Annotated in this window: 11 protein-coding genes; 2 read left to right on the top strand and 9 right to left on the bottom strand. The window is 70.6% G+C overall.

Annotation, left to right across the window (positions count from 1 at the left end):
- Nucleotides 1-100: 100 nt before the first annotated feature.
- The gene (locus LNW71_RS24070; RefSeq protein WP_365409346.1) at nt 101-997 is read left to right on the top strand and encodes a phosphatase PAP2 family protein; all 897 of its coding nucleotides are present in this window, start codon (nt 101-103) and stop codon (nt 995-997) included.
- Nucleotides 998-1,106: 109 nt separating this feature from the next.
- Here LNW71_RS24070 and LNW71_RS24065 read toward each other — a convergent pair whose 3' ends face one another.
- Nucleotides 1,107-4,100, bottom strand: coding sequence for a bifunctional [glutamine synthetase] adenylyltransferase/[glutamine synthetase]-adenylyl-L-tyrosine phosphorylase (locus LNW71_RS24065; protein WP_250970132.1), 2,994 nt, complete (start codon nt 4,098-4,100; stop codon nt 1,107-1,109).
- Between the two features lie 137 nt (nt 4,101-4,237).
- Between LNW71_RS24065 and LNW71_RS24060 the strand changes: the two genes are divergently transcribed.
- Nucleotides 4,238-4,753 (top strand): pyridoxamine 5'-phosphate oxidase family protein, encoded by a 516-nt coding sequence (locus tag LNW71_RS24060; protein WP_250970131.1) that lies wholly within the window; start codon nt 4,238-4,240, stop codon nt 4,751-4,753.
- Nucleotides 4,754-4,768: 15 nt separating this feature from the next.
- Here LNW71_RS24060 and LNW71_RS24055 read toward each other — a convergent pair whose 3' ends face one another.
- The 8 genes from LNW71_RS24055 to glnA form a co-directional block, all read right to left on the bottom strand.
- Nucleotides 4,769-5,560 (bottom strand): putative protein N(5)-glutamine methyltransferase, encoded by a 792-nt coding sequence (locus LNW71_RS24055; RefSeq protein WP_250970130.1) that lies wholly within the window; start codon nt 5,558-5,560, stop codon nt 4,769-4,771.
- Nucleotides 5,561-5,749: 189 nt separating this feature from the next.
- A complete protein-coding gene (locus LNW71_RS24050) occupies nt 5,750-6,163 on the bottom strand; it encodes a universal stress protein (protein ID WP_250970129.1) in 414 nt (137 codons plus the stop codon).
- Between the two features lies 1 nt (nt 6,164).
- Entirely contained in the window at nt 6,165-7,658 is a 1,494-nt protein-coding gene (locus tag LNW71_RS24045) for an APC family permease (protein ID WP_250970128.1), read from the bottom strand.
- Nucleotides 7,659-7,780: 122 nt separating this feature from the next.
- A complete protein-coding gene (locus LNW71_RS24040; RefSeq protein WP_250970127.1) occupies nt 7,781-9,001 on the bottom strand; it encodes a saccharopine dehydrogenase C-terminal domain-containing protein in 1,221 nt (406 codons plus the stop codon).
- Nucleotides 9,002-9,050: 49 nt separating this feature from the next.
- Nucleotides 9,051-9,323, bottom strand: coding sequence for a hypothetical protein (locus tag LNW71_RS24035; protein WP_250970126.1), 273 nt, complete (start codon nt 9,321-9,323; stop codon nt 9,051-9,053).
- A 187-nt stretch (nt 9,324-9,510) separates the two neighbouring features.
- Nucleotides 9,511-10,251 carry a metallophosphoesterase gene (locus LNW71_RS24030; protein ID WP_250970125.1) on the bottom strand — a complete coding sequence of 247 codons (741 nt, stop codon included), beginning with the start codon at nt 10,249-10,251 and terminating at the stop codon, nt 9,511-9,513.
- 223 nt (nt 10,252-10,474) lie between these two features.
- The gene (locus tag LNW71_RS24025; protein WP_250970124.1) at nt 10,475-11,125 is read right to left on the bottom strand and encodes a histone deacetylase; all 651 of its coding nucleotides are present in this window, start codon (nt 11,123-11,125) and stop codon (nt 10,475-10,477) included.
- A 92-nt stretch (nt 11,126-11,217) separates the two neighbouring features.
- Nucleotides 11,218-12,579 (bottom strand): type I glutamate--ammonia ligase, encoded by a 1,362-nt coding sequence (gene glnA, locus LNW71_RS24020; RefSeq protein WP_250970123.1) that lies wholly within the window; start codon nt 12,577-12,579, stop codon nt 11,218-11,220.
- Nucleotides 12,580-12,746: the final 167 nt, after the last annotated feature.

Raw genomic sequence — 12,746 nt, 5'->3', positions numbered from 1 at the left:
TCATCTGGCGAAGGGGGTAAATCTGGCAGACTCTGTGCCTATGGGTGAATTGAGCGTGAGACCACACGAAGGCCGCACGGAGGCCACCCCGTCACCCATCGTGAACGAGGCGGCTCCCGAGGCGAACGCGAAGCAGCACGGCACCGCGAAACGGGTCGCCGGACTACTCAAACGCAGCCTGGCGGGACTGCGCGGGCAGCGGTCTCCCCGAAGGCCACGCATCTGGTTCGAAGTCCTGCTGATCGGGGTCAGTTACTGGCTGTACTCGCTGGTGCGCAACGCCGTTCCCGAGCAGAAGGCGGCGGCGCTGTCCAACGCCGACTGGCTCTGGTCGGTCGAGCGGTTCATGGGCATCGCCGTGGAGCAGTCGGTCAACCACGCGGTCAACTCGGTGACATGGCTGATCGTGTCGATGAACTACTACTACGCGACACTGCACTTCGTCGTCACCATCGGTGTGCTCGTGTGGCTGTTCCGCCGCCACCCCGGCCGGTACGCGGCGGCCCGCCTGACACTGTTCGCGACGACGGCGGCCGCGCTGGCCGGCTACTACCTGTATCCACTCGCGCCGCCCCGGCTGATGAACGGCAGCCACTTCATCGACACGGTGATGGTCCACCAGACGTGGGGCTCGATGGCGTCGGGCAACTTCAAGAACATGTCGAACCAGTACGCGGCGATGCCGTCGATGCACATCGGCTGGTCGCTGTGGTGCGGCCTGACCGTCTTCGCCCTGGCCTCGGCGCCCTGGGCCCGCATCCTGGGCCTGCTCTACCCGACGGTCACCCTGCTCGTGATCGTGTCGACGGCGAACCACTTCTGGCTGGACGCGGTGGGCGGCATGGCCTGCCTGGCCTTCGGTTACGCGGTGTCGTACGCCTGGTACGGGGCGCTGCCGCACCACCTGCCAAGGCTCATCCCGCCGAAGACCACCCGCACCCCCCGCCTGGCCGCGCTCTCGATCCACCGCCCCAAGCCGGCGGCAAGCCGCCACTGAGCGCCGAGCGATGCAAGCCCCTCCGGCGATTGAGGAGCGGGGTCCGGGGCAGCGCCCCGAAAGCCCGCCTCCACGGGGCCCTCACACCGCCCCGCCTGCACGGGCACCCTCACACCGCCCCGTAGAACCGCTCCTCCACCACCGCCCGCGCCCGCCGCGTGATCCGCCGGTAGTCGTCCAGCATGTCCCCGACGTGTCCGGGCCCGTAGCCCAGATACCGCCCCACCGCGGTCTGCTCCCGCGGCCCGGACGGGAACGTGTCGCCGGGCCGCCCGCGCACCAGCATCACCGCGTTGCGGACCCGCGTCGCCAGTACCCACGCCTCGTCCAGCGTCTGCGCGTCCTCGCAGGAGATCAGCTCGGCCGCGCAGGCCGCGGCCAGCGCCTCACGGGTCCGGGTGGTCCGCAGCCCCGGCTCCGCCCAGCCGTGCTGCATCTGCATCAGCTGGACCGTCCACTCGACGTCGCTCAGCCCGCCCCGGCCCAGCTTGGTGTGCAGGGTGGAGTCGGCCCCGCGCGGCAGCCGCTCGGACTCCATCCGCGCCTTCAGGCGCCGGATCTCACGGACCGCGTCCTCCCCCAGCCCCTCCGCCGGGTAGCGAAGCGGATCGATCAGCTCGACGAAGTCGCGGCCCAGGTCCACGTCGCCCGCCATCGGCTGGGCCCGCAGCAGCGCCTGGCTCTCCCAGACCAGCGACCAGCGCCGGTAGTACGCCTCGTACGACTTCAGGGTGCGCACCAGCGGCCCGCTCTTGCCCTCGGGACGCAGATCGGCGTCGATGAGCAGCGGCGGGTCCGCGGTGGGCAGCTGGAGCAGCCGGCGCATCTCGGACACCACCCGGTTCGCGGCCCGGCTCGCCTCCTGTTCGTCGACGCCCTCGCGCGGGGCATGGACGAACAGGACGTCCGCGTCGGAGCCGTAACCGAGCTCGCCCCCGCCGAAGCGGCCCATCCCGATCACGGCGAACCGGGTGGGAAGGGTGTCGCCCCACTCCGAACGCACGGCGGCGCGCAGCGCACCGGCGATGGTGACGGCGTTCAGATCGGTGACCGCGCTGCCGACCCGGTCGACGAGCGCGCCCGGGTCCGGCTCGGCGGGGCTCTCCTCCGTGCCGTAGGAGCCGATGAGGTCCGCGGACGTCGTCCGGAACAGTTCGCGCCGCCGCACCCCGCGCACCACGGCCACCGCTGATTCGGCGTCCTCGGCCCGCCCCACCGCGGCCAGTACCTCCTGCTCCAGGTGTTCCCGGCTGCGCGGCTTCAGCCCCTGCGGGTCGCCGAGGATCGACACCGCCTCGGGGGCGCGCAGCAGGAGGTCGGGGGCGAGCCGGCCGGCCGACAGGACCCGCGCCAGGTTCTCCGCCGCCGCGCCCTCGTCCCGCAGCAGCCGCAGGTACCACGGGGTCTTGCCGAGCGCGTCGGACACCTTGCGGAACCCGAGCAGCCCGGCGTCCGGGTCGGCGGAGTCCGCGAACCAGCCGAGCAGCACCGGCAGCAGCGTGCGCTGGATGGCGGCCTTGCGTGAGACGCCGGAGGACAGCGCCTCGAGGTGCCGGAGCGCGGCCGCCGGATCCTCGTACCCGAGGGCTTCGAGCCGGTGCGCGGCGGCCTTGGTGCTGAGCCGGGACTCACCGGGCGCGAGCTGGGCAACGGCGTCGAGCAGCGGCCGGTAGAACAGCTTCTCGTGCAGCCGCCGCACCACGGAGGCGTGCCGCTTCCAGGCCTGGTTGAGCTCGGCGACGGGGTCCGTGCGCATGCCGAGGGAGCGGCCGAGCCGCCGCAGGTCCGGCTCGGCCTCCGGGACCAGGTGGGTGCGGCGCAGCCGGTAGAGCTGGATGCGGTGCTCCATGGCGCGCAGGAAGCGGTAGGCGTCGTCCAGCTGCGCGGCGTCCACCCGCCCCACGTAGCCGCCCCGGGCGAGCGCCCCCAGGGCGTCCAGGGTCGAGCCGCTGTGCAGGGTGGCGTCGCTGCGGCCGTGCACCAGCTGGAGCAGCTGCACGGCGAACTCGACGTCCCGCAGTCCGCCGGGACCCAGCTTGATCTCACGCTCGACCCGGTCGGCGGGGATCGTGTCGATGACGCGTCGGCGCATCTTCTGCACGTCGGGGACGAAGTTGTCGCGGTCGGCGGCCTGCCAGACGAGCGGGGAGACGGCCTCGACGTACTCGGCGCCCAGCAGGGTGTCGCCTGCCACCGGCCTGGCCTTGAGGAGCGCCTGGAACTCCCAGGTCTTGGCCCAGCGCTGGTAGTAGGCGAGGTGCGAGGACAGGGTGCGCACCAGGGGCCCGTTGCGGCCCTCCGGGCGGAGGTTGGCGTCGACGGGCCAGATGGTGCCCTCGACGGTCGTGTCGGCGCAGATGCGCATCATGTGTGCGGCCAGCCGGGTGGCGGCCTGGATGGCCGCGCTCTCCTCGGCGCCGTCGGCGGGTTCCGCCACGAAGATGACGTCCACGTCGGAGACGTAGTTCAGTTCGTGGCCGCCGCACTTGCCCATCGCGATGACCGCGAGCCGGCACTGCGCGGCGTCGGCGGGCGCGGACGCACCGGCGATGGCGAGTGCGGCCCGCAGCGTCGCCGTGGCCAGGTCGGCCAGCTCGGCGGCGGTCTCGGCGACATCCGTCGTGCCGCACACGTCCCTGGCCGCTATCGACAGCAGGCACCGGCGGTAGGCGACGCGCAGCGCGTCCGGGTCGTCGGCCCCGGACAGCTCGTGCTCGAACTCGGCCACTCCGGGGTGCAGATCGGTGGCCTCGTACGTGACGAGGGCCTGCCAGTCGCGCGGGTGGCGGGCCAGGTGGTCGCCGAGCGCCTCGGACGCCCCGAGCACCCCGAGCAGCCGGTCCCGCAGCGGCTTGGCCGTGATGAGTGTGTCCAGCAGGATCTGCCGCTCGTCGGCCTCCTCGGCCTCCACGAGCCGGACGACGCCGCGCAGCGCCAGATCGGGGTCGGCGGTCGCCCCGAGGGCGTCGAAGAGGACGGGGTCGGAGCGCACGGACGACAGGTCGGGCAGCTCGAGCAGCCGCTCGGCGGCGGACGGGTCGGTGAAACCGTGCCGCAGCAGTCGGGTGAACGTACTGCTTCTGCGTCCCGGCAACGTCGTCATTCCGCGCTCTCCTGCTCGCCGCCCGATCACCTACCAGTTATATGAGCCTAGTCCCGCACCGATGAATGCGGAGCGCGTGCGCGGTCTGCACTTCAGAGGCAGGATTTCTTTCAGGATCCGACCGGGAGGCCCCGACCATGTCCGCAGACGAACCGACCGCCGAGCTGGACCCGCGCTACAGCAGCCCCGGCGCGGAACCCGGCCCGTGGGCCGACGCGGAGAAGCTGCTGTCCGACGCCGAGCTGTACTGGCTGAGCACCGTCCGCCCCGACGGCCGCCCGCACGTCACCCCGCTGATCGGCGTCTGGTGGCAGGGCGCGCTGTACTTCTCCACGGGCCCGGAGGAGCGCAAGGCCCGCAATCTGACGGCCAACCCCGAGGTGGTCCTCACGACCGGCACCAACTCCTGGTCGGCGGGGCTCGACGTGGTGGTGGAGGGCCGGGCGGTGCAGGTGAGCGACGAGGACGTGCTGGCCCGGCTGGCGGAGGCGTGGGAGACGAAGTACGGGCCGGTCTGGCACTTCGACGTCGCCGACGGCGCGTTCCTGGGCTCGCTGGACAACCGGGCCGACGTCTTCGCCGTGTCCCCGCGCACGGTCTTCGGCTTCGGCAAGGGCGACCCGTTCACCCAGACCCGGTGGCGCTTCGCCTGAGCCGCCCGCTCCCCGTCAGCGGACGGGCATGGTCCCGATCACCACGGTGGCGTACAGCTCGTCCGAGGAGACCACGCGGGGGATCAGCCCGCTGCCGCCCACGGCCTCCTCGGCACGTGCCGCCTGGCGTTCGCTCGTCTCGACCAGCAGGCTGCCGCCCGGCGCCAGCCACCGCGGCGCATCGGCGGCCACCCGCCGCATGACGTCGAGGCCGTCGCCGCCCCCGTCGAGCGCCACCAGCGGTTCGTGGACCCGTGCCTCCGCGGGCAGCAGGGGGACGTCCCCGCTCGGTACGTAGGGCACATTGGCGAGCAGTACGTCGACGCGCCCGCGCAGCGAGTCGGGCAGCGGGGCGAAGAGATCGCCCTCGTAGACCCGTCCCCGCTCGCCGATGTTGCGCCTGGCACAGCGCACCGCGGCGGGTTCGACGTCGGAGGCGTGGAGTTCGACCTCGTCCAGGGCGGCGGCGAGCGCGGCGCCGAGCGCGCCCGAACCGCAGCAGAGGTCGACCACGACGGCCGGGCTCGGGGCCAGGTCCACGGCCTGCCGGATCAGGAACTCGGTACGGCGCCGGGGTACGAAGACCCCGGGGTCCACCGCGATCCGCAGGCCGCTGAACCGGGCCCAGCCGAGTACGTGTTCCAGGGGGTGGCCCGCGACGCGGCGTTCCACCATGGCGGTGAGCCCGGCCGGGTCGGCGGCGGTGGATGCGATGAGTTCCGCCTCGTCCTCGGCGAATACGCAGCCGGCGGTGCGGAGAGTGGTGACGAGCGTGGAGAGGTCGAACGGTGACAGCGGGACCGGCATGGAGCGGAGCCTTTCGGAAAAATGCCGAGGGTGCTCCGCGGTCGGTTACGTCCGGTCGACCACGCGGTCATGAGGGGTGAGCACCCAGCCTGATACAGCGGTAATGGGTCCCACCTCCTTCGGCCAGTCCCCGTGCGGGGCTGCGTCACCCTACCCCAGCGGGGTGCCGGCCCCTCCGGCCGAACTCCCCTACTCGGTCGGTACGCAGAGCACCGGCACGGTCGACAGGTGGAGGAGCTTGTGCGGGGTGGAGCCGAGGAGCGCCCCGCGGATCGGGCTCTCGCCCCAGCTGCCCACCACGATGACCCTGGCCCCGTGACGTGCGGCGGCCTCGACGAGGGCCGGTGCCGGGCTCCGGTCGATCACCTCCACACTGGCCGGCACACCGGCCTCGTCGGCCGCCGCGAGGGCCCGTTCGAGCCCCGCACGCCCGGCCTGCCTGACGGCCTCGTAATGGCTGCGGTACTCCTCGCCGGTGGGGCCGGGCGGCGCCGCCCCGTAGACCAGGACCAGCGGCTCGCCGTAGGCGGCGGCCACCTCGATCGCGATGCGCAGGGCGCGTGCGGCACCGGGTGACTCGTCGTAGCCGAGGACCACGGACATCTCAGGACTCCTTGCCGTGCACGAGCTCGGGGTCGACCACACCGCGGCGCTCGGCCCAGAAGACGGACGAGCGGAACCGCCACACCACCATGAGCACCACCCCGGCCGCGCTGATGCAGATGCCGATGACGAGCGGCGGGCCGAGGCCGAACCACGAGGTGCCGCTGTAGGAGTTGGCCGGGTCCGACATGTCGATCACCGACCGCACGAGCAGCCAGGTCAGCAGACCCGATCCGATCAGCGGGCCGAGGCCGATGAGGAGGAAGCTCTTTACGCTCTCGGTCAGATGGCGGCGGTAGTAGACCGCGCAGGCCACACCGGTCAGCGCGTAGTAGAAGGAGATCAGCAGGGAGAGTGCCGTCAGCGAGTCGAAGAGGGCGTTCTCGCTGATCTGGTTGACGACGAGGTACCAGGCGATGGCGATCGCGGCCACCCACCAGGTGCTCACGTCAGGGGTCCGGAACCGGGGGTTGATCCGGCCGAAGTGCGCCGGCAGCGCGTGCCGGCGGGCCATCGAGAGCGCGGTGCGGGACGCGGGAATGATAGTGGTCTGGGTCGAGGCGAGCGCGGACGTCGCGACCGCGAGGAGCACGATCCAGTCCCAGCCGCCCATGACCTTGCGGGCGAGCAGCGCGAAGATGAACTCCTCCTCGCCGGCGTTCTCGGCCAGATACGCCGTTCCGGCGAACGCGACGACGGCGAAGCCGACGGACAGGTACGTCACCAGCAGGATGATGGTCGACCACACGCCCGCCTTGCCGGGAGCGGTCGCGGAGTCCTCGACCTCCTCGGTGAGGTTGACGGCGGATTCCCAGCCCCAGTAGATGAACACGCCGAGCAGCAGCCCACTGGTGAGGGCCGCGCCGCCCGCCCCGAAGGGGTTGAGCCAGGCGGCCGAGGGATGGATCGAGGCGAACGACGTCGTGCCTGCGTAGACGCGGTAGAGCGCGACGATCACGAAGACCAGGAGGAAGGCCACCTGCGCCAGGATCAGGACGTTCTGCACCTTGGCCGACAGTTCGGTGCCGATGACGCACAGGGCCGTCATCACCAGGATGAGGACGACGGTGAGGAGCTGGCGCACGAACGTGTTGTCGGCCCAGCTGTCGAGGCCGACGGCCAGCAGCCCGAAGCTGACGGCGACGTCCGCCAGGGATCCCACCACGAGCACCCCGGTCATCGTGATGGCCCAGCCCCCGAGCCACCCGGTCCACGGCCCCAGCGCACGGGTCACCCAGGAGAACGTCGTCCCGCAGTCCTGGTCGACCTTGTTGAGGTAGTAGAAGGCGGACGCGATGAAGAGCATCGGCACGAAGGAGGCGAAGAGCACTCCGGGTGCGTAGATGCCGACGAGCGCGACGATCGGTCCGATGACCGCCGCCACGGAGTAGGCAGGGGACGTGGCGTTCAGCCCGATGACGAGCGCGTCGACGAAGCCGATCGCATCGGGTTTCAAGGTCGCCGACTGTGCTGGTCCGGCAAGGTCCTTCGACATGCGCCCTCGCTACGGTCACAAGCCTGAAGAGAAAGCGGAAAGTATCTTTCTCATGCTATTGAGGTGGTTCGGGGTGCGCACATCGCCTTTGCGCCGTCCGGCGGACAGGGCGCACCCGTCCGTCACTGCTCGCGCAGGCCCCACGGTGCGCCGTACTCCGTGAGCAGATCGAGGAACGGCCGCGGCGGCATCGCCTCAGGGCCCAGCACTCCGCTGCCGCTCCACACACCGCTCGCGATCAGTTCCAGGGCGGCGACGGGGTTGATCGCGGTCTGCCAGACCACGGCCTGCGAGCCGTACTCCCGCATCGACCACTGGTTGTCGACGACGTGGTAGAGGTACACCTCCCTGGGCCGGCCGTCCTTGACACCCTTCACCCAGGTCCCGGCACAGGTCTTGCCGTGCATCCGGTCGCCGAGCCCTGCGGGGTCGGGCAGACAGGCGGCGACCACGTCACGGGGCGAGACGGCGGCCTTCCCCAGGTCGCTCGGCACGGAAACGGGTTCGGTGCGGTCGAGTCCGAGCATGTGAAGGGTCCGGAGCACCCCGATGAACTCGTCACCCAGTCCGTACTTGAACGTGACCCGCCGCGCCTTCAGCCGGCGCGGGACGAGCAGCACTTCCTCGTGCTCCACGTTGACGCACTCCACGGGACCGATGCCTTCGGGGAAGTCGAAGACCTCCGGCTCGCTGAAGGGGGCGGTGGTGTACCAGCCCCGCTCCTGCTCGTACACGACCGGCGGGTTCAGGCACTCCTCGATGGTCGTCCAGATACTGAAGGACGGGGCGAAGTCGTAGCCGTCCACCGTCAGGTTCGCCCCGTCCCGGATCCCGATCTCCTCGATCTCGTCGAAGAGTTCGTCGGAGGCGTACCGGGCGAACACGTCGGAGAGGCCGGGCTCCACGCCCATCCCCACCAGCGCGAGGCGTCCCGCGGCCTCCCACTCCGCGGCCCGCTCGAACTGCGCGTCGCCGAGCTTGACCCCGCACTCCTCGTACGGGCGGGACGGATGCGGCCGGGACAGGGACATGGCCATGTCGAGGTAGTGCGCGCCGTGGGCGAGGGCGGCGTCGAAGAGCGGGAGCACGAAGCGGGGATCGGTGGCGTTGAGCAGGACGTCGCAGCGGTGTTCGCCGAGGGCGGCGCGCACGGCTGCCGGGTCCGAGGCGTCCAGCCGGACGGCGCGGAACCGGCCGCCGTTCTCCCCGAGAGCCTCGACGGCGCTCCGGGCCCGTCCGAGGTCGTAGTCGGCGACGGTCATGTGCTCGAAGAACGGCCGGCGGGCCGCGATCCTCGTGATCGCCGTGCCTACGCCTCCCGCACCGACCAGGAGGACACGCATGGAGACACCACTCCTTCACCGTTCACCGTGCCCCGGGCGGGCGACGAGGTCAGCCCTGCTGCTGCGCGGCGAAGCCCTTGCGCAGGTCGTCGAGGTTCATCACGGGCTGGAACTCGAGCTCAGCGCCGAGCCCGTCGAAGAGCGGCTCCGCGATCCCGGGCAGCTCCGAACTGTCCTGCATGTCGAAGACGAAGGTGCAGCACCGCCTGCCGTCGGCGGTATGGAAGTAGACCGCCTCCGGCTTGAGCCGTTCCGACATCGACTGCACGATCTTCTGCAGCGTGCCGCTCTTGATCGCTTCGGTCGTGAGCTGTGTGTCCATCGACGCTCTCAGCATGACGCGCATGGCGACGCCCTTCCGTCCACCGTGCCCGGCGCGGACCCGCCCGCGCCCCCGGCGACCCGGTGAGATCGGGCTCAGCCTTCCTCCGGCCGGCCGGACCGGCAACATCTCGTCCTCCATCCGGGGGTGCGGCCGGGACGCCCGCCCCGCGGGCCGCCGGGCGGGTTCAGAGCACCACGCGGAAGTGGGTGGTCAGCCGCCCGCTGTCGTCGAGGACGTGGAAGGCGAGACCGGGCGGCTGGTCGCGGCCCACGGGGTCGCTCCCCTCCCAGGGCATGCGCAGCGTCCAGGTGACGGCCGGTCCGACGATCAGCGGACGCGACGCGAAGGTCGAGGCGGCCGCGGTGTGGGCATGGCCGGTGAGCACGGCGGCGACCCGCGGGTGCGCGTCGAGCAGGCGGGCCAGTTCCCCGGGCTGCTGGAGCCGGCCCGAGTCGGGCAGCGGGTGGTGGAGCTCCACCGGCGGCTGGTGAAAGGCGATCAGCGCCCGGGTCTGTCCCGGCAGTCCGGTGAGGGTGTCATCGATCCAGGCCAGGGTCTGTTCGTCCAGACGTCCCTCGTCCCGGCCGGGGATGGTGGAGTCGCACATCAGGACGGCTGTGCCGTCGATGTGGTGGATCTGATTGACGGGCCCGTCCCCGGGAGCCTCTCCGAGCAGGGCCTTGCGGTAGGCCGGACGCACGTCGTGGTTGCCGGGGCAGCTGAGCACGGGGAAGGGAGCGGCCAGGATGCGTGCCGCCTCCTCGTACTCGGCCTCCGCGCCGTGATCGGCGATGTCCCCGGTGACCAGGAGGGCGTCGACCGGCTGCGGCAGGGCGCGCAGGTGATCCATGACGCGCGTGGCACGTCGGGTCGCTCTCTCGCTGCCGTCCAGGTGCAGGTCACTGATCTGGGCAAGGAGTGTCATCGCTCCACCTGCTCCTCCGGCGCCGGGTCCGGGAGGCCACTGCCCCCACCTCGACACCTAACGGTTGAAATCTGTTTTCCCGTTAGGACTCTAGAGTGGGCGCGGCGACGCGGACAAGTGGTTGACGACCGGTTGACGACTGGTTGACGACCAGTCAGGGCCGAAGAAGGGACGGCTGCATGGAGCGCCGGCCGGCATCTACGGCTGGGGTGTCAATCCGTGATCAGGTCTCGGATCTCCTGTGCGGACCAATGGCCGGCAGCACCCTGGACGAAGCCACGTATGCCGCCACTGTGTCGGCATCCCAAGCTCCGGCCGCAAGCAGGCCGGAGGCGAGAATGCGCAGGTAGGCACGAGAGGGAGACACCGGGGTCACCTCGTCAGCGCCCCAGGGAGCGGTGAAGGTGAGAAGGGGCAACCGCTCCGCCTGCCCGGCGCACACCAGGGTCTCGTACCGCCCGTTCCCCAACGTCGCGACTCCTGACGTCAGCACCCCGGTGAGGTCGAGGTCCTCACCCGGTTCCCTGTACATCTCCTGCGCCGCGATGTCCGCGAACTGGGCCGCCGAGACAAGATGGGCACGGGCGTAGACCCGGCCGTCCGCGCGCGGATCGTAGAAAGCACGACCGCCGCCCCAGACGGGCGACCGGGTGGCGAAGTAGAGAACACCACTGAGTTCCACGGGAACGGAGCGGCTGGGCATGCGCCGGTCGCGGCACCCCGGGTATGTCTTGTCGGTGCCGGGCGGCCTGCCGCCCTTCACGTAGTAGGCAAGCCGGTCGAGGTGCATGTTGGAGCCGTACGAGGTGTACCAGACCCACTCGGGCGCGGGCCCCTCCACGGCCCCGGGCTCGATCGGATGCGCTCCCGCCATGCGCGACGCCTCCCAGGAACGGCTTCGGGCCGACGGTACGCCACCGTCGGCCCGAAGCCACGTACACGCGCCCTGGCGGCGCTGACCTGCGTCTACAGCACCGGCAGCAGGTTCTTCAGCTCGAAGGCCGTGACCTCGCTGCGGTACTCCTCCCACTCCTGCTTCTTGTTGCGCAGGAAGAAGTCGAAGACGTGCTCACCGAGTGTCTCGGCGACCAGTTCGCTCTTCTCCATCAGCGAGATCGCCTCGCCCAGGTTCTGCGGCAGCGGCTCGATGCCCATCGCGCGGCGTTCGGCGTCGGACAGCGCCCAGACGTCGTCGTCGGCGCCGGCCGGGAGTTCGTAGCCCTCCTCGATGCCCTTGAGGCCCGCGGCCAGGAGCACCGCGTACGTCAGGTAGGGGTTGGCCCCGGAGTCGATGGAGCGGACCTCGACGCGGGCCGAGCCGGTCTTGCCGGGCTTGTACATCGGGACCCGGATCAGCGCGGAGCGGTTGTTGTGGCCCCAGCAGATGTACGAGGGGGCCTCGCCGCCGGCGCCCGCGGCGCGGGAGGAGCCGCCCCAGATGCGCTTGTAGGAGTTGACCCACTGGTTGGTCACGGCGGAGATCTCCGCGGCGTGCTTGAGCAGGCCGGCGATGAAGGAGCGGCCGACCTTGGAGAGCTGGTACTCCGCGCCGGACTCGTAGAAGGCGTTGCGGTCGCCCTCGAAGAGGGAGAGGTGGGTGTGCATGCCCGAGCCGGGGAACTCCGAGAACGGCTTCGGCATGAAGGTCGCCTGCACACCCTGCTCCAGCGCGACCTGCTTCATGACGAGACGGAAGGTCATGATGTTGTCGGCGGTGGAGAGCGCGTCCGCGTACCGCAGGTCGATCTCCTGCTGGCCGGGGGCGCCCTCGTGGTGGCTGAACTCGACCGAGATGCCCATGGATTCGAGCATGGTGATCGCCTGGCGGCGGAAGTCCATGCCGACGTTCTGCGGGGTGTGGTCGAAGTAGCCGGAGCTGTCGGCCGGGGTGGGGCGGCTGCCGTCGACCGGCTTGTCCTTCAGCAGGAAGAACTCGATCTCCGGGTGGGTGTAGAAGGTGAAACCCAGGTCGGAGGTCTTGGCCAGGATGCGCTTGAGCACGTACCGCGGGTCGGCGAAGGACGGCGAGCCGTCGGGCATCAGGATGTCGCAGAACATGCGGGCCGTGCCGGGGGCCTCCGCGCGCCAGGGCAGGATCTGGAACGTGCCCGGATCCGGCTTGGCGATCATGTCCGACTCGTACACCCGGGCGAAGCCCTCGATGGCCGAGCCGTCGAAGCCGATGCCTTCGTCGAACGCCTGCTCCAGCTCGGCAGGGGCAACGGCCACGGACTTGAGGTAACCGAGTACATCGGTGAACCACAGCCGTACGAACCGGATGTCGCGCTCCTCAAGTGTCCTGAGGACGAATTCCTGCTGCTTGTCCATAGCCACATCCTTGCAGTTCAGACGGTCCGTGCACCACCGCCCGGGGTAGGGGAGAGACTCCAGTATCACGACCCGGGATTTCAGCCAGATTACGCACCCGACGTGAGATGGGGCACGCGGCCACCCACTACGATCGATGGCCATGGTGTGCATGGGGTGCGACGGCC

Source organism: Streptomyces sp. RKAG290 (assembly GCF_023701695.1).
Taxonomy (GTDB): domain Bacteria; phylum Actinomycetota; class Actinomycetes; order Streptomycetales; family Streptomycetaceae; genus Streptomyces.
Note: the sequence above shows the minus strand (reverse complement) of the source record. Positions and strands in the feature narration are given on the sequence as shown.